This is a genomic window from Mycobacterium sp. SP-6446, assembly GCF_001954045.1.
GTDB lineage: Bacteria > Actinomycetota > Actinomycetes > Mycobacteriales > Mycobacteriaceae > Mycobacterium.
Genome location: NZ_MBEM01000060.1, coordinates 26,970 through 46,770, shown reverse-complemented (window position 1 = coordinate 46,770; position 19,801 = coordinate 26,970). Strand labels below are relative to the sequence as shown.

2 protein-coding genes (1 of these 2 running past the window's edge) are annotated in these 19,801 nt (G+C 68.3%); both read right to left on the bottom strand.

Going from position 1 to position 19,801, the window contains the following annotated elements:
- Positions 1–18 precede the first annotated feature (18 nt).
- Positions 19–369 (bottom strand): nuclear transport factor 2 family protein, encoded by a 351-nt coding sequence (locus A5736_RS04380; RefSeq protein WP_076244707.1) that lies wholly within the window; start codon positions 367–369, stop codon positions 19–21.
- Positions 369–19,801, bottom strand: the 3' portion of a protein-coding gene (locus tag A5736_RS27170) for a non-ribosomal peptide synthase/polyketide synthase (RefSeq protein ID WP_139333130.1). It continues 9,154 nt past the right edge of the window; 19,433 of the gene's 28,587 nt are visible here — the last part of the coding sequence; its start codon lies beyond the right edge, outside the window; it ends in the stop codon at positions 369–371. Before A5736_RS27170 ends, A5736_RS04380 begins: the two co-directional genes overlap by 1 nt.

Sequence of the window (19,801 nt, the reverse complement as noted above, 5' to 3'; positions counted from 1 at the left end):
TGCTCCACCTGATGAGATTTATACCAGCGGCGCGTAGAAATACGTCCGTCGTTTCTTTATCAGCCCGTTTGGGCCAGGCCAGAAGAAGTCGGCAAACTCGACTTCTGCAGCGGCTCCCCCGCGTACGGTTCCGCTGAACGAGCCTTCGACAGCAACTACGTCGGAATCAGAAACGATCGACTCGATATTGTGCATGCCCGACTCGATGATGCGGTCATCCACGTAAAAGGACCGGATCGCGTCTCTTCCGCGCAGCTGCGCATAGCCGGGCCGGGAGTATTCGGCGTCGGCTTCGAAGAGAGCGACCAGGCCGTCGACATCTGCGTTATCAACCGCCACGTAGTACTTCTGAACGACATCCGTAAACATCAGAGACCGCCTTCCAACGAAGATTTGAGTTGCTCGCCATAGCTGCTGAGCGATTCGGGACTCAGCATGACCGCATGTGCACAGCCCGTCGCGTACTCAGTGACGTCGCCGGTGACATAAGGGCGCCAACTCTGCAGAGCAGACGAACTCTTATCGCTTTCGTCTTGCGCCGCGGAAAATATGGTCATGTCACCGTCGAAAACGGCGGGTTCGTGAGCTCGCTGCAACGTCCTGTTGTCAACGACGTTTCGAACGAGCAAATCCAGGTTTTCAACCAGCGGATCCAGCAGCTGTTTATATTGAGGAAATTCGACCGCCGCTCGTTCGCGCGCCAGTTCCGCTAACTGCTCGTAGGTAAGCGACGGATCCTGTTCTGGCATATCAATGCCATAGAGCCGCAAGACCTCTGCCAGGATCTGCTGCCTGTCCAAAGCATCGCTTGGCAGCGCGACGCGGTCGTCGAGACGGGGTTGAGCGTCGAGCAGGACAAGACGTGCGACTACGCATCCGCGCCGCCGAAGCTCGACGGCGAGTTCGTGGGCGACGACGCCGCCGAATGACCAGCCGAGAAGGTGGTACGGCCCGGCAGGGCAGATTCTTTGGATCCGGTCGGCGTAGTTTTTCGCCATATCGCGAATCGATCGCGGTTCGGCTTCTCCGTCCTGCAGGATCTGTTGAATCCCGATGATCGGGCAGTCCAGGAAACTGCCGAGCGCCTGATACGCCCAACTCATCCCGGCCCCGGGATGAATGCAGAACAGCGGGACACCGGCACCTTCCTTGAGGACCTCGACGGGGACTATCTCCACCGAGCTGCCGGGTCTGCCCAGCTGCTGACTCAAACTTCGCACCGACGGCGCGTGGAACAAGGTGCGCACCGCAACGTGGGTATCCAGGCTGGCGTTGATCGCGGTGATCACCCGTATCGCCGATAGTGAATCGCCGCCCAGGTCGAAGAACGAGTCGTCGACGCCCACCCGCTCGAGTCCGAGCACCTGGGCGTAGATGCCGGCCAGGATCTCCTCGGTGGGGGTAGCCGGGGCGCGATACCCCACGCCGGTGTATTCCGGTGCGGGCAGGGCTCGTGTGTCCAGTTTGCCGTTGACCGTCAGCGGCAGCGCTTCCAGCACCACCACCGCGGCTGGCACCATGTAGGCGGGTAGACGCTCGGCCAGAGCGCCACGCGCCGCACCGGGGTCGGCGGTGCCAGTGACATAGCCGACCAGCCGCTTGTCGCCGGGGCGGTCCTCGCGCGCGATCACCACCGCCTGCTCCACCCCGTCCATCGCGCCAAGTGCGGCCTGGACCTCACCGAGTTCGATGCGATACCCGCGGATCTTGACCTGCTCGTCGGCACGGCCCACGTAGTGCAGTTGCCCATCGGCGGTCCACCGCACCAGATCTCCGGTGCGATACATCCGTGTGCCCGCGGCCGCGCCGTATGGACAGGCGACAAATCGCGTTGCCGTCAATCCCGGCCGGCCCACGTACCCGCATGCCAGTCCGCGCCCGGCCACGTACAACTCCCCGACCACACCTGCCGGGACGGGACGCAACCACCCGTCGAGCACGAAGAAGCCGAGGTGCGCCAGCGGCACCCCGATCGGGCTGGCGTTGCTCTCGACGTCACCGCCGACGATCTCGCGGAACGAGGCGTGCACCGTCGTCTCGGTGATGCCATACATGTTGATCAGCCGCGGTGATCCCGGATGATTGGCTAGCCAGGGCCGGAGGCGTTGTGGTTCCAGCGCCTCACCGCCGAACACCACCGTCTCGAGCTTCAGCTGGCGTCCGGATTCGGCGGCGAGCGCGTCGGCGGTTTGCAGGGCGTAGAACGCCGACGGCGTCTGGCTCAACACGCTGACTTGTTCGGTTACCAGCAAGGCATGGAGGTCTTCCGGAGAACGGATCACCTCGTCGGGTACGACCACTAGTCGCCCACCGTGCAGCAGCGCACCGAAGATCTCCCACACCGAGTAGTCGAAGGCCAGGGAATGGCACTGCGTCCACACCTGCGCGGCCGACAACTCCAGCGCCGAGTCCAGTGTCGCCAGCAGCTCGGCGACGTTGCGGTGGGTGACGGCCACTCCCTTGGGGATACCAGTAGTGCCCGAGGTGTAGATGAGGTAGGCGATGTCATCGGGGGCCGGCGCCGGCAGCCCCGCGCCGGGTTGCGTGCCGACGGCGGGGTCGTTGACATCGACGACGGGCACACCGCGTCCGTCCAGCCGCTCGGCCAGCCCGGCGGTGGTGATCGCGGCGATCGGCGCGGCGTCATCGAGCATGAACCCGATGCGGGCCGCCGGCAGGCCCGGGTCGATCGGCAGATAAGCCGCCCCGGTTTTGAGCACCGCGAGAATCGCCGCGATCGCCTCGGTCGACCGTGGCAACAGCACACCCACACGCCGTCCCGGACCCGCGCCGTGGCCAATCAGCAAGTGCGCCAACCGGTTAGACGCCTCGTCGAGCTCGCGGTAGGTCAACGAGGCCGCACCGCACACCAGCGCCACCGCCTCGGGGGCACGCGCCGCCTGCGCGGCGAACAACGCCGGGATCGACGCCGACGTGGCCGCGGGCGCCGTCAACACCGCCCGATTGCCCCACCCCGCCAGGCGGGCACGCTCACCGGCGTCGAGCAGATCCACCGACGAGAGCCGTCGGGCCGGATCGGTGGTGATCGCCGCCAACACCCGCTCCAACCGCTCGATCAGCGTTTCAATGCTTTCCGCGTCGAACACGTCGGTGCGGAATTCCACCGCCCCGCTGATCCCGGCGGGCTCACCGGCCTCGTTCCAGCGTTCGGCCAGGGAAAATGTCAGGTCCATGCGCGCGGTTTGGGTGTCGGCTGACAGCGGGGCGACTTCGAGGTCACCCAAGGCGATGCCGCCGGGGTCGGTGCTCTGCCCGGGAAGGTTCTGCCACGCCAACATCACCTGGATCAGCGGATGATGCGTGAGACTTCGGGTGGGGTTCAGCCGTTCGACGAGCACCTCAAAGGGCACATCCTGGTGGTCGTAGGCGGCCAGGCCACGCCGTCGCACCTGGGCCAGCACGTCGCCGATGGTGGGATCGCCGGCCAGGTCGACGCGCAGCACCAGGGTGTTGATGAAAACCCCCACCAGTTCGTTCAGCGCGGGGTCGCCGCGCCCGGCGATCGGGAATCCGACCGCCACATCGCTGCTGGCGCTGAGCTTGGCGAGCAGCACTGCCAGGGCGGCCTGGATCACCATGAAGCTGGTCGCGCTGTGTTCGGCCGCGACCCGGGCCACTCGTTGCTGCAGCCCCGCGGGCCACTCCACGGCCACCGTGGCGCCGCGGTAGTCGGCAACCGCGGGGTAGGGCCGGTCGGTGGGCAGCTGCAGGCGCTCGGGCATCCCGGCCAGGGCATCCTGCCAGTAGGCCAGCTGCGCGGCGATGCGGCTGTGCGGGTCATCGAGATCACCAAGTTGGTCGCGCTGCCACAGCGTGTAGTCGACGTATTGCACCGCCAACGGCGCCCACCCGGGGGCGTGGCCGGCGGCCCGGCTGGCATACGCCGCCCCCAGATCACCCACCAGCGGGGCAATCGACAAGCCGTCCGCGGCAATGTGATGCACCACGGCCACCAGCACATGCTCGTCGTCGCCGACGCGGAAAAGCCTTGCCCGCAACGGGATCTCGCTCGCCAAATCAAACGAGTGACGCACCTCGGCGCCGACGGCCTCACCCAGCCGGTCCGCCGGCCAGCCGGTCGCGTCGATGATCTGCCACCCGAAGTCGGCCCGCTCAGCGGGGACGATCACCTGCTGGGGTACGCCGTCGCTCAACGGGAACCGGGTGCGCAGGCTGTCCTGGCGGCCCACCACGTCGCTCAGCGCCGCGCCCAACGCGTCGACATCAAGCGTGCCGGTGATTCGATAGGCGGTCGCCATGTTGTAAACCGGGGAGGGTCCGTGCAGCTGATCCAGGAACCACAACCGCTGCTGGGCGAACGACAACGGGATCACCGCGGGCCGTTGTTGCGGGGTCAACGGCGCTGTAACGCGTTCCCCGCCATGGGTTCTCATCCATTCGACCAACCCGGCCACGGTGGGCGCGTCGAACAGCACCCGGATCGGGACCTCGACACCCAATTCGGCCCGGATGCGCGCGATCAGCCGCGTCGCGGTCAGTGAATGCCCGCCCAGATCGAAGAATCCGTCGTCGATGCCGACCCGCGCCGCGCCGAGAATCTCGCCGAACAGCGCGGCCAGCACCCCTTCGCGTCGATCGCGCGGCGCCCGATAGGCCACCGCGCTGACGAACTCGGGGGCCGGCAACGCCCGCCGGTCGAGCTTGCCGTTGACCGTCAACGGCAACGAGTCCACCACCGTGATCGCCGCCGGCACCATGAACTCCGGCAACCGCTCCGCCACGAAACCGCGCAGCTCGGCCACTCGCTCGATCACCGCCGGGTCGTTGACGTAACCGGCCAGAGAATCGGCCTCGGCGGCCGGCAAATACAGATCCGACAACGCCGCCCGCGGCATACCGTCAGGGGTCTCGGCCGCGCGGGTCAAGATGAGGTCCACCAGACCGGCCTCGGGCGACCAGGTCACCGCGACGGCGTAACCCAGCTCCCGCCCCAACTGATGACACTGGTGCGGCAACACCGCATCGGGCGCGGAGATACCGGCACCCAACGCGCTGACCGGCACCCGATCACCGGCTCGGGCCAACGCGTCCGTCAGCGCCACATCGGGCCACGTCGCGCCATGGGGCACCCCGGTGATGCGCAACTCCGGCAGGTTCTCCGAGCGCAGGTAGTCGGCCAGGCCCGCCAGGCTTTCGAATCGCTGCCACGGCTGTGCCGGCAGGTCGGCAACGGAGCGCAGCGCCACCGGCGCCTTGTGCAGCACCACGTCATAGCGGTACGCGCTGAGTTCATTGACCGCACGCATCCGCTTGAGCCGCACGTCCACCGCGGCGATATCGGCGAGACTGCGCGGTAATGCCGCGAAAAACTCTGGCGCCAACAACAATTCCTGCTCGGCGAGCATCTCCCGGCGCACCCGCGCCCGCATCACCTCGGCCATGTCCTCGCCGGTGGTCGCGTCGGCGCACATAATCCCGGTGGTGAAGGCCCGCAACAACGACAGGTTGCGCACGTCGCCGACGAACACCGCCCCGCCCGGCGCCAGCAGGCGCATCGCGACCGCCAGGACGTCGAGCAGATAGCCCGCGCTCGGGAAGTACTGGACCACCGAGTTGAGCACCACCACATCGAAATGCCCCTGCGGCAGCCCATCGGCCACATCCGCCGTCTGCACCCGCAACCGAACCCGATCCGCCCAAGGCTGCGACGCCACCGCCGCCCGCAACTTCTCGATCGTCGGCGCGGACAAGTCGGTACCCCAATACTCGACGCAATCCGGGGCCAGCTGAGAAAGCAGCAACCCAGCGCCCACCCCGATCTCGAGCACCCGGGCCGCGCCCAATCCGCGGATCCGCTCCACCGCGGCCGCGCGCCATTCCCGCATCTCCTCCACTGGGATCGGCGCCCCGGTGTAACTGCTGTTCCAGCCCGCGAAGTCCTCCCCAAACTCCGCGGGCGCGGCCGCCTCGGGCTCCGATCCCGAGTACACGTCGCCCCACACCCGCTGCCACTGCTCGACCAGCCGCGCTTCCCGCTCGGGCTCTCGGACCAGTTTCATCTGCTGATCCAGTACGACATAGCCGGCCAACAGCGTGTCGGTAGCCGCATCCGGTGTGGGCGTGGCCGCGTGGGCGGTGACCGCCGCCTGCGCCACCCGGGGATGGGCCGCCAGCATCGCCCCGACCTCACCCAGCTCGATGCGATAACCGCGGATCTTGACCTGTTCGTCGACGCGACCCAGATAGTCAAGCTGACCGTCGGGGCGCCAGCGCACCAGGTCCCCGGTGCGATACATGCGCGTCCCCGGCCCGCCGAACGGGCAGGCGACGAACCGCGCCGCCGTCAAACCGGGCCGCCGCCAGTACCCGCACCCGACCTGCGCACCGGCCACGTACAACTCACCGACCACGCCGGACGGCACCGGACGCAACCAACCATCCAGCACGAAGAGGGCCGCCCTGGGCAGCGGCGAGCCGATCGGCACCACACCCGACCCGGGTGTCAGCGGCGCACTGGTCGCCACCCACATCGTCGTCTCGGTCGGGCCGTATTCGTTGATCATCACCCGCCCGGGCGCCCAGCGGTCGACCACTTCGGCCGGGCAGGGCTCGCCGCCCACCAGCAAGGCCACCGAATCCAAACCCTCGGGCGACAGCACTGCGGCAGCGGTTGGCGTTTGGCTTAGGACGCTGACCTTTTCGGCGACCAGCAAGGCACGAAGGTCCAGCGGTGAGCGGGCCGCCGATTCCGGCACCACGACCAGCCGCGCACCGTGGAGGAGCGCGCCGAAGATCTCCCAGCCCGAGATGTCGAAGCTATAGGAGTGCCACTGCGCCCACACCTGCCCCGGCGCCGCCAGACCCGCATCCATCGACGCCATCAGCTCGGTGACGTTGTGATGGGTGATGGCAACGCCTTTCGGGGTGCCGGTGGTGCCCGACGTGTAGATGATGTAGGCGATGTCGTCGGCGGCCGGGGTAGGCAAGCCGGTGCATGGGTAGGTGTCGATGCGGGGGTCGTCGACGTCGATGACCGGCAGATCGCATCGCTGCAGCCGGTCGCCCAGCGCGCCGCTAGTGAGCACCGCCACGGCCGCGGCATCGGCCAGCATGAACTCGATCCGGGTCCCGGGCAGTGCCGGGTCGATCGGCAGATAGGCCGCCCCGGTTTTGAGCACCGCCAAGATCGCCGCGATCGCCTGAGCCGAACGCGAAAACAGCAGTGCCACAGACTGTCCCGGGCCGATGCCCCGGCCGGCCAGCAGGTGCGCCAACCGGTTGGAGGCCTCGTCGAGTTGCCGGTAAGTCACGGAACGACCGCCAAAGCTCAGCGCGACCGCCTCCGGGGCGCGCGCCACCTGCGCGGCGAACAACTCCGGGATCGACGCCGAGGTGACAGCCGGCGCGGTCAACGCCGCCCAGTTACCGATGTCACGCAACCGGGCGCGCTCGGGCTCGTCGAGCAGGTCCATCGACGACAGGCGCCGCGCGGGGTCGGCGGTCATGGCCACCAACACCCGCTCCAACCGCTCGATCAGCGTTTCGATGGTTTCCGCGTCGAAAATGTCGGTGCGGAATTCCACCGCCCCGCCGATCCCGGCGAGCTCCCCGGCCTCGCTCCAGCGTTCGGCCACGGTGAACATCAGGTCCATGCGGGCGGTGCGGGTGTCCGCCGGCAGTGGCGTGGCCTCGACGTCGCCCAAACTCCGCCCGGCGGGGACGGTGTCCTGCCCGGCGAAATTCTGCCAGGCCAACAACACCTGGACGACCGGGTGGAACGTCAGGCTTCGGCTGGGGTTGAGCCGCTCGACCAGCACCTCGAAGGGCACGTCTTGGTGTTCGTAGGCGGCCAGGCTGCGCTGTCGCACCTGGGCCAGCACTTCGCCGATGGTGGGATCGCCGGTCAGGTCGACCCGCAGCACCAACGTGTTGACGAAAAAGCCCACCAGCTCGTCCAGCGCGGGGTCACGGCGCCCGGCGATCGGGAACCCTACCGCCACATCGGGACTGGCGCTGAGCCGAGACAACAGCACCGCCAGCGCCGCCTGAACCACCATGAAGCTGGTCGTGTTGTGCTCGTGGGCCAGATCGCACACCCGCTGCTGCAGCTCGGCCGGCCACTCGATGGCCACACTGGCGCCGCGCTGATCGGCAAACGGCGGGTAGGGCCGATCGGTGGGCAGCTGCAGGCGTTCGGGCATCCCGGCCAGGGCGTCTTCCCAGTAGGCCAGCTGTGCGGCGATGGGGCTCTCGCGGTCGTCCAGGTCACCGAACTGCGCGCGCTGCCACAGCGTGTAGTCGACGTACTGCACCGGCAACGGCGCCCAGTCGGGGGCTTGCCCAGCGCACCGGCTGGCATACGCGACGCCCAGATCACGGACCAGGGGCCGCAGCGACAGGCCGTCGGCGGCGATGTGGTGCACGGCAATCACCAGCGCGTACTCGTTCCCGCCGACTCTGAAAAGCCGTGCCCGCAACGGGATTTCGGTAGAAAGATCAAAGCTGTGCCGCACCGCCGCGCCGATTTCGTCACCCAGCCGGTCCGCCGGCCAGCCGGTGGAATCGATGACGTCCCAACCGAATTCGGCCCGCTCGGGGGGTACCACCAACTGCTGCGGTACGCCTGCGGGTGCGGTGAACAGTGTGCGCAGGCTTTCGTGCCGGCCGACCACGTCGGCCAGCGCCGCACCCAATGCGTCGGTGTCCAGACGCCCGCTCAGTCGCAGCGCCGCCGCGATGTTGTAAACCGGTGAGGGACCCTGCAATTGGTCCAGGAACCACAATCGGCTCTGCGCGAACGACAACGGGACCACCGCGGGCCGCTCGACCGGCACCAACGGCTCGAGCCGAACCCCACCCTCACCGATACGCGGCGCCAACTGGGCCACCGTGGGTGCCTCGAACAAGGCGCGCACCGAAACGCCGGCACCCATCCCGGTGTTGATCGCGGCGATCACCCGCATCGCCGACAGCGAATCCCCGCCCAGGTCGAAGAACGAGTCGTCGACCCCGACCCGCTCGAGCCCGAGCACCTGGGCGTAGATGCCGGCCAAGATTTCCTCGGCGGGGGTGGCCGGCGCGCGATACCCGACGCCGGCGTACTCGGGCACCGGGAGGGCCCGGGTATCGAGCTTGCCGTTGGGCGTCAAGGGCAAAGCCTCGAGTACCACCACCGCCGCGGGGATCATGAAGGCCGGAAGCCGCTCGGCCAGCGCGGCCCGTATCTCGGCCGGGGCCACGGTACCGGTGACATAGCCGACGAGGCGTTTGTCGCCGGGGCGGTCCTCGCGGGCGATCACCACCGCCTGCTCGACACCGTCGAGTGCATTTAGCGCGGCCTGGACTTCGCCGAGCTCGATGCGATAGCCGCGGATCTTGACTTGCTCGTCGGCGCGCCCCAGATAGTGCAGCTGCCCGTCGGGGGCCCAGCACACCAGGTCCCCGGTGCGATACATCCGCGTTCCCGCGGAGAACGGGCACGCCACGAACCGCGAGCCGGTCAACCCCGCCCGGCCCACGTATCCATACGCAAGGCCGGCGCCGGCCACATACAACTCGCCGACCACACCCGCCGGCACCGGGCGCAACAACCCGTCGAGCACGAACAGCGCCGCCCCGGCCACCGGCGAGCCGATCGGCACCACGCCCGACCCGGCCGCCAGCGGCGCACTGATCGCCACGCACATCGTGGTCTCGGTCGGGCCGTAGGCATTGACCATGACACGCCCCGGCGCCCAGCGATCCACCACTTCGGCGGGGCAAGCCTCACCGGCCATCACCAATGCCACCGACTCCAAACCGGCGGTCGGCAACACCCCCACCGCGGACGGGGTCTCCGTCAAGACAGTGACCTCTTCACCGACCAGCACGGCGTGGTAGTCCTGCGGTGAGCGGGCCACCTCTTCGGGCACCACCACCAGCCGACCACCACGCAACAGAGGAGCGAAGATCTCCCACACCGAAACGTCAAACGCCAACGAGTGACTATGCGTCCACACCCCCGCCACCGGCAGGCCCGCGTCCAGAGTGTCCAGCAGCTGGGTGACGTTGCGGTGGGTGACCGCCACCCCCTTGGGGACCCCGGTGGTGCCCGACGTGTAGATCAGGTAAGCGATGTCGTCGAGAGCGGGCAGGGGCAGCGCCGTGCTGGGCCCGGCGTCTATGCGCGGGTCGTCGACGTCGATGACCCGCAGCTCATGCCCGGCGAATCGGTTGGCCAGCTCGCCGGTGGTGATCGCGGCGGTCGGGGCGGCATCGGCGAGCATGAAGGCGATGCGGGCCGCCGGGATGACCGGGTCGATCGGCAGGTAGGCCGCGCCGGTTTTCAGGACCGCCAGAATCGCGATGATCGCCTCGGCCGACCGCGAAAACAGCAGCGCCACATACTGTCCCGGGCCCACACCAGAGCCGGCCAACAGATGCGCCAGCCGGTTGGCGCCCTCATCCAGCTCGCGGTAGGTCCATGAGCGCTCCCCGCACACCAGCGCCACCGCGTCCGGTATCTGCGACACCCGCACGGCGAACAATGCCGGTATCGACATCGGCGCACTCACCGGCGCGGTCAACACCGCGCGGTTACCCCACCCCTCCAGGCGGGCGTGCTCGACCTCATCGAGCAGATCCACCGACGCGAGCCGGCGGGTGGGGTCGGCGGTGATCGTCGCCAGCACCCGCTGCCAGCGCTCGACGAGCCCGTGGATGGTTTCCTCGTCGAACACGTCCGTGCGAAATTCGACGGTCCCGCTGATCCCGGCGGGCTCACCGGCGTCGTTCCAGCGTTCCCCGAGTGAGAGTGTCAGGTCCATGCGGGCCGTCCGGGTGTCCACCTGCAGCGGGGCGACCTCGAGGTCACCCAAGCCCGCCTCGGTGGCGGCTGGGTTGTCTTGCCCGGGAAGGTTCTGCCACGACAGCGACACCTGGACCAACGGGTGATGGGCGAGACTCCGGTTGGGGTTGAGCCGCTCGACCAACACTTCGAAGGGCACGTCTTGGTGTTCGAACGCCTCCAAACTGCGCGCCCGCACCTGGGCCAGCACTTCGCCGATGGTGGGATTCCCGGCCAGGTCGACACGCAGCACCAAGGTGTTGACGAAGAACCCGACCAGCCCGTCGAGCGCCGGGTCGCGGCGCCCGGCGATCGCGATCCCCACCGCCACATCGGGGCTGCCGCTGTGCTGAGACAGCAACAGCGCCAGGGCGGCCTGGATCACCATGAAGCTGGTCGCATTGTGCTCGCGGGCCACCCTGGCCACCTGCTGCTGCAGCCCGGCCGGCCAATTGACCTCGAGACTGGCGCCGCGGTAGTCGGCCACCGGCGGGTAGGGCCGATCGGTGGGCAGTTGCAGCCGCTCGGGAAGGCCGGCCAGGGCCTGCTCCCAGTAGGACAGCTGCGCGGCGATCGCGCTGTGGGGATCATCGAGATCGCCGAGGTGATCACGCTGCCACAGGGTGTAGTCGACGTACTGCACCGCCAAGGGCTCCCACCCGGGAGCGCGCCCCGCGCACCGGCTGGCGTAGGCCATACCCAGGTCAGCCACCAGCGGCCGCACCGACCAGCCGTCGGCGGCGATATGGTGCACCACGACCACCAGCACGTGTTCGGCAGCGGTGACGCGGAAAAGCCTTGCCCGCAAAGGGATCTCGGCAGTCAGATCAAAACTGTGCCGCACCGCGGCGTCGATGGCCTCATACAGCCGCTCCGCCGGCCAGCCGGTGGCATCGGCGACGTCCCATCCGAAGTCGGCCCGCTCGGCGGGGATGACTATCTGCTGGGGTATGCCGTCGGTTGCGGCGAACAGGGTGCGCAGGCTCTCGTGGCGGGCCACCACATCGGCCAGCGCCGCGCCCAACGCTTCGACGTCCAGCGACCCGCTGATCCGGAACGCGGTCGGCATGTTGTAGACGGGCGAGGGGCCCTGCAACTGATCCAGGAACCACAACCGGTTTTGGGCGAACGACAACGGAACCCGGTCTGGGCGCGCCATCACCCGCAACGGCGGACGGGCGGGGCCGCCGCGGTGGTGGTGCAGATACTCGGCCAGACCCGCGACGGTGGAGGCGTCGAACAGATACCGCACCGGCACTTCCCGGCCAAGTCCGAGTTGCAGTCGCGCGCTGACGCGGGTGGCGGTCAGCGAATCGCCACCCATGGCGAAGAAATCGTCGTCGAGCCCGACACGGGCCATACCCAATACCTCGGCGAACGCCTCGGCAATGATCTTTTGCGTTTGGGTCTGCGGCGCCCGGAAGACGGTGGCGGCAAACACCGGCGCCGGCAACGCTTTACGGTCGATCTTGCCCGAGGAGGTCAACGGGAACTCCTCGAGCACCACGATGTGTGCGGGCACCATGTAATCGGGCAACCACGCGCTCAACCGCTGGCGCACCGCGCCGAGCTTGGTGTTGGTCTGCGGATCATTGGCGTACGCGACGGGATCGTCGGCCTCGGTGGAGGGCAGATACAGATCCGTCAGCGGTGCCGTGCGCTCGGCGCCGGAGTGTGCTGTGAAGACCGCGTCCAGGGTGCCCGGTTGGGCGCCCCAGGTCACGGCGACGTGGTATCCGGCGGTTTCACCGAGACGGTGCAACTCTTCGGGGACGACGGCATCCGCTGTGGCTGCGGCTTCGGCGAGGGCTGCCTCCAGAGGTAGCCCGGCCTCCAGGGCACCTTCGATGTGGACGTCGCCGATCACCCCGGCACGGGGTATCCCCGTGACGCGAATCATGTTGGGGCGCTGCGAGATCAACCGGTCGCGTACTCCGGCGCAATGCGTCCATGCCCAACGGGGGGCGTCGGCCAGCGAACGCACGGCCGCGGGGGTTTTGTGGATGACGACGTCGTAGCGATACCGGGTCAGTTCGTTGTCGGCCGTTCCACGCTTGACCTGAATGTCAACCCCGGCCGCCGCCGAATTCTCGGCCGCATAGGTGGTGAAAAACTCTGGCGCCAACAGCAATTCGGTCTCGGCGAGCATCGCGCGCTGGACGCGTTGGCGGATCTCGGCGGCATCGGCGCTGTCGGTGCGTGCCAGCGCAACCCCGGTTTGCAACGCGCCCTGCAAGGCATGGTTGCGCACGTCACCGAGAAACACCGACCCACCCGGGGCTAGCAGATCCATCGCGTTGTCGATGACCTCGCGCAGATACGTCGCGTTGGGGAAGTACTGCACCACCGAGTTGAGCACGACGGTATCGAAATAACCGTGCGGCAAAGTTCCGGTGACATCGGCGGGCTGGGTCAGCAGCTCGACGCGATCACGCCATTCAGTCTGCAGTTCCCGCAGCGACCGAGCCAGGCGGTCGACAACCACCGCCGAGAAATCGGTCCCGACGTAATGCTCACAGTGCGGGGCCATCTGGGACAACAACAGCCCCGAACCCACGCCGATCTCCAACACCCGCCGCGGCCGCAGCGCCATGATCCGATCCACCGTGGCAGCGCGCCACTCGGCCATCTCCTCCAGCAGAATCGGCTGCTCGGTGTAGCTGCTGTTCCAGCCCCGAAAATCCATGCCGAACTCCGGCGCCTCGCCCTCGGCGCCATAGAGTTCGTCGTACAGGTGTTGCCACTCTTCGACGACCTCGGCGTCGTCATCGGCGGTGGCGTTGTGCTCGAGAGTGACGTAGGCGACCAGATGCGAGCCGGTACTGCCGTGGTGCATGGCGGCGGCGGCCTGGATGACCTGGGGGCAGGCCAGCAGGGTGTTTTCGATTTCGCCCAGCTCGATGCGCTGCCCGCGCAGCTTGACCTGGGTGTCGGCACGGCCCAGATACTCCAGCGTGCCATCGGGCGTCCAGCGCACCAGATCACCGCTGCGATACATCCGCTCCCCCGGTGCCCCAAAGGGGTTGGCCACGAACCGTTCCGCGGTCAACTCCATCCGGCCGACGTAGCCGTGCGCCAACGCGGGCCCACTCACATACAGCTCGCCCACCACGCCGATCGGCGCGGGGTTCAACCGCATATCGAGCACGAGCGTGCAGGCCCCCGGGATCGGAGCGCCGATGCGCACCGGCTGCCCCGCCGTCAGCGGCGCACAGGTGACCCAGATGGTCGTCTCGCTGGGGCCATAAGCGTTGAACATCCGCCGGCCCGGCGCCCAGCCGGCCACCAACTCCGGCAGGCAGGCTTCGCCGACGGCGATCAGTGTGTCCAGTTTGTCCAGGCGGCCCCGATCCAATGTTGACAGCACCGTCGGGGTCAAGACGGCCGCGCTGACCTGTTGGTCCTGCAGCAGATCGGTCAACGCCTGCCCGGCATACACCTGCGCCGGCGCGACCACCAACGCCGCCCCCGGCCCCACAGCCAACAACCACTCGCACATCGACGCATCAAAGGTCGGCGCGCCCACCATCAGCACCCGCGCATCGGCGCCCAACCCGAACGCGGCGCGTTGCGCCGCCACCCAACCCAGCAGACCGGCGTGGCTCACCGCCACCCCCTTGGGCGCCCCGGTGGACCCCGAGGTGAAGATCACATACGCGGTGTTATCGGCCGCCAGCGGCGCCAGCCGATCGGCATCGGTAATTGGATCCGCGGAATACCCGGATACGTCCAGATCGTCGACGCGCAGCACCGGGCGCGCCCCGGCCCCGGCCACCTCCTCGGCACCGCGGGTCAGCACGCACACCGCGCCTACCGCGTCGAGCACCGTGGCGATCCGCTCGACCGGATGGGCGCGATCCACCGGCACATGCACCCCGCCGGCCTTGAGCACCGCCCACCAGGCCACCACCAACTCCGCACACCGATCCAGCGCCACGCCCACCGCGCGCTCGGGTCCCACCCCCGCTTCGATCAGCGCCCGCGCCCACCGTGTCGACAACTCGTCAAGCTCGCGATACGACAGCTGCCGGGAACCGTCGATCACCGCCGCCGCATCCGGGCCGGCGGCCACCGCAGCGGCCAACAGCTGCGGCGCCACCCCTACCGGCGCTCCTACACCGGCACCGGACCACCCCGACAGCAGCAGATCGCGTTCACCGCGATCCAACAACGACACCTGCCCCACCGCCACCGAGGCGTCGGCCAGCACCGCCTCGATCACCCGCCCAAACCAGCCGACCAATCGCTCGATGCTGGCCCGGTCGAACACGTCCGTCGCGTAGGTCACCACTCCGGCGGCCGCCGGCGCGCCCGCATTCTCGGTGGGCACCTCCCTGAGGTCGATGTCCAGGTCGAACTTGGAGGTACCCGTGGACGCCGCCAACGGCTCGACGTTCACCCCGTCCAGCGCCACTTCGGGGCGCACGTTGTTTTGGAAGGCCAGGAGCACCTGGAACAGTGGGTGATGCGCGGTGGAGCGCACCGGGTTGAGCCGCTCGACCAGCAGCTCGAACGGGACGTCCTGGTTGCTGTAGGCGTTGAGCGCCTTGTGCCGCACCCGCGCCAGCACATCGGAGAACCGCTGCGCGGGTTTGACATCCACGCGCAGCACCCACGTGTTGACGAAAAACCCGACGAGTTCATCAAGGGCCGGATCCAACCGCCCGGCGATCGGCGAGCCCAGTGCAATGTCGTCACCGGCGCCGGCGCGGTGCAACACCACCGCCAACACCGCCTGCAACACCATCGAGGCCGTCGCGTTGTGCGTCGCCGCCAGTGCCTTGAGCCCCGCCCACAGCGGCGCGTCGATGCGCAGCGGCACCTGATCGCCGCGGTAGCTGGCCAGCGACGGGCGGGCCCTATCCGTCGGCAGCGACACCACCTCGGGCAGCTCGGCCAACTCCTGGCGCCAGTACGCCAACTGCGCGGCGATCACGCTCTCGGGATCGGATTCATCTCCCAGCCAATCCTGTTGCCACAGCGTGTAATCGGCGTACTGCACCGGCAAGTCAGGCCAGCTGGGGGCTTGCCCCGCGCACCGGCTGGCATATGCGACGCCCACATCCCGGACCATCGGTGCCATCGACCATCCGTCAAAAGCGATGTGGTGCAACACCATCCCGACCACATGCTGCTCGGGGCCTACGGCATAGATCTGTCCACGGATCGGAATCTCGCCCGACAGGTCAAACCGATACCCCGCCAACGCCACCAACTCGCCGGCCACCTCGCGCTCCGGCAACGACACCACCGCCGCGCCGCCGCGCCGCCACATTCCCGGCTGAGCGGGCAACACCTGCTGGCAGGGCACACCGTCGACGTCGGGGAATATGGTGCGCAGCGCTTCGTGGCGGGCGATCACATCGTCCAGTGCGGTATCGAGCGCCTCGATATCCAGCGGCCCGTTGATCCGGAACGCGATCGGCATGTTGTAGGTCGCCACCCCGCCCTCGAAGCGGTCCAAGAACCACAACCGGCTCTGCGCGAACGACAATGGAATCCGTGCCGGCCGCGCCCCCGCGACCAATGGCTTGCGCCGGTCGCCATCCTGACCGATCCGCGGTGCCAGCTCGGCCACCGTGGGCGCGTCGAACAAGGTGCGCACGGCAAGGCCGGCATCCAAACCGGTGTTGATCGCCGCGATCACCCGCATGGCCGACAGCGAATCCCCGCCCAGGTCGAAGAAGGAGTCGTCGACCCCGACCCGCTCCAGCCCGAGGACTCGGGCATAAATACCGGCCAGGATCTCCTCGGTGGGGCCCGACGGCGCGCGATAACGATCGACGTCGCTGTATTCCGGTGCCGGCAAGGCCCGCTTGTCGAGTTTGCCGTTGACCGTCAATGGCAAGGTGTCCAGCGCCACCACCGCCGCGGGGATCATGTATCCCGGGAGCCGCTCGGCCATTTGCGCACGTATGCCGGTGACATCGACGTTCCCGGTCACATAACCCACCAGACGCTTGTCGCCGGGGCGGTCCTCGCGGGCGATCACCACCGCCTGCTCCACCCCAGCCAAATCGCTTAGTGCCGCCTGGATTTCGCCGAGTTCGATGCGGTAGCCGCGGATCTTGACCTGCTCGTCGGCGCGGCCCAGATACCGCAGCTGCCCGTCGGCGCCCCAACTCACCACGTCCCCGGTGCGGTACATGCGTGCTCCCGGCGCACCCGCGCCGCCGAATGGGCATGCCACAAACCGCGAACCGGTCAGTCCGGGCCGCCGCCAATACCCAACTCCCACACCGGCACCGGCGACGTACAGCTCGCCGACCACACCGGTCGGCACCGGACGTAACCACGCATCGAGCACGAAAAAGGCGAGACGGACCAACGGTGCCCCGACGGGGCTCGCGCTGCCCTCGACGTCTTCGTCGGCGATCTCGCGGAACGAGGCGTGCACCGTCGTCTCGGTGGTGCCGTACATGTTGATCAGCCGCGGCAGTCCGGGGTGGTTGTCGAGCCAGGTGCGAAGCCGCTGTGGTTCCAGCGCTTCGCCGGCGAACACCACGGTCTCGAGCTTCAGCTGCCGTCCCACCTCAGGTTGCAGGGCCTCGCCGGTTTGCAGCGCGTAGAACGCCGATGGGGTCTGGCTGAGGACGGTGACTTGTTCAGCGGCGAGTAAGGCGTGGAAGTCTTGCGGCGAGCGGGCGATCTCTTCGGGCACGACGACGAGCCGTCCCCCGTCCAGCAGCGCGCCCCACATCTCCCACACCGAGACGTCGAAGGCCAACGAATGCCACTGCGTCCACACGCCCGCGCGCTCGACGTCGCCGTCCACCGACTCCAGCAGCTGGGTCACGTTGCGGTGGGTGATCGCCACGCCCTTGGGAACACCGGTAGTGCCCGACGTGTAGATGATGTAGGCGATGTCGTCGGCGGCCGGCGCCGGTGGCGCCGTGCTGGGCTGGACATCGATGCGGGGGTCGTCGACATCAATGACCGGCAACTGAAGGCCGTCCAGCCGGTCGGTCAGTTCGGTGGTGGTGAGCGCGGCGATCGGCGCGCCGTCGTCGAGCATGAACCGCACCCGTGTCGCCGGCACCATCGGGTCGATCGGGAGATAGGCCGCCCCGGTTTTCAGCACCGCCAAGATCGACACGATCGCCTCGGCCGAGCGCGACATCACCAGCGCCACCCGCTGCCCCGGGCCTACGCCCTGGCCAATCAGCAAGTGCGCCAACCGATTCGACGCCTCGTCAACCTCGCGGTATGTCGAAGAGCGCCCCCCGCACACCAGCGCCACCGCCTCGGGTGTGCGCGCCACCTGGGCGGCGAACAGCGCCGGAATCGACCCCGTTGTGTCTGCCGGCGCGGTCAACGCCGCCCGGTTACCGCACCGATCCAAGCCGGTGCGCTCGCCCTCTTCGAGTAGGTCCACCGAGGAGATCCGCCGGGCGGGATCGGCGGTCATCGCGACCAATACCCGCTCCAACCGGTCGATCAGCGTTTCGATGCTGGCTGGGTCGAACACGTCGGTGCGAAACTCGACCGCCCCGCGGATCCCGGCAGGCTCGCCCGCCTTGTCCCAACGCTCGGCCAAGGTGAATACCAGGTCCATGCGGGCGGTCTGAGTGCGCGCCGGCAGCGGCGTGACCCGCAAATCGCCGAAGGCCGAGCCCTCGGGTTCGGTGTCCTGCTTCGCGAAATTCTGCCAGGCCAGCAGCACCTGGATCAGCGGGTGATGGGCCAGGCTCCGGGTCGGATTGAGCCGATCCACCAGCACCTCGAAGGGCACATCTTGGTGCTCGTAGGCGGCCAGGCTGCGCTGGCGCACCTGGTCCACCAGCTCGGCTACGGTCGGATCGCCCGTCACGCCGACGCGCAGCACCAAGGTGTTGACGAAGAACCCGACCAAGTCATCCAGCGCGGGGTCACGCCGCCCGGCGATCGTGATCCCCACTGCCACATCGCTATTGGCGCTGAGCTTGGCCAGCAGCACCGCCAGCGCGGCCTGAACCACCATGAAGCTGGTCGCGTTGTGCGCGCGGGCGAGATCACGCACGCGCTGCTGCAGCTCGGCCGGCCACTCCACGTCCACACTGGCGCCACGGTGATCGGCAACCGGCGGGTAGGGCCGATCCGTAGGCAGCTGCAGGCGCTCGGGCAGCCCGGCCAGGGCCCGTTCCCAATAGGCCAGCTGCGCGGCGATGGGGCTCTCGCTATCGTCGAGGTCCCCTAGCTGCTCACGCTGCCACAGCGTGTAGTCGACATACTGCACCGCCAATGGCGCCCACCCGGGGGCTTGGCCGGCACACCGGCTGGCGTACGCCACCCCCACGTCGCCCACCAACGGGGCGATGGAGAGGCCATCCGCGGCGATATGGTGGACCACCGCCACCAGCACATGCTCGTCCTCGCCGACGCGGAAAAGCGTTGCCCGCAACGGGATCTCGGCGGCCAGATCGAAACTGTGACCCGCCGCCGCGCCGATGGCTTCGCCCAGCCGCTCTGCCGGCCAGCCGGTGGCATCGATGACTTCGAGGCGGAAGTCGGCCCGGTCTGCCGGCACCACCAGCTGCCGGGGTATCCCGTCCGGCGCCGGGAACAGCGTGCGCAGGCTCTCATGCCGGTCGACCACGTCGGCCAGGGCCGCACCCAACGCGTCGGCATCAAGGCGCCCGCCCAGCCGCAACGCCACCGACAAGTTGTAGATCGGTGACGGCCCCTGCAACTGGTCCAGGAACCACAACCGGCTCTGCGCAAACGACAACGGCACCACCGCGGGCCGCTCAACCGGCACCACCGGCCCCAGCCGATCCGCGTCTCCACCGATGCGGGGCGCCAACTGGGCAACGGTGGGCGCCTCGAACACGGCGCGTACCGCAAGCCCGGCCTCCAGGTTGGCGTTGACGGCGGCGACCAAGCGCATCGCCGAGAGTGAGTCCCCGCCCAGCTCGAAGAACGAGTCGTCGACCCCGACGCGCTCGAGCCCGAGCACCTGGGCGTAAATGCCGGCCAGAATCTCCTCGGTGGGGGTGGCAGGGGCGCGATAGCGAT

Coding starts and splice junctions, on each gene's coding strand:
- A5736_RS04380 (WP_076244707.1), bottom strand. CDS start 369: ATGTTTACGGATGTCGTTCAGAAGTACTACGTGGCGGTTGATAACGCA.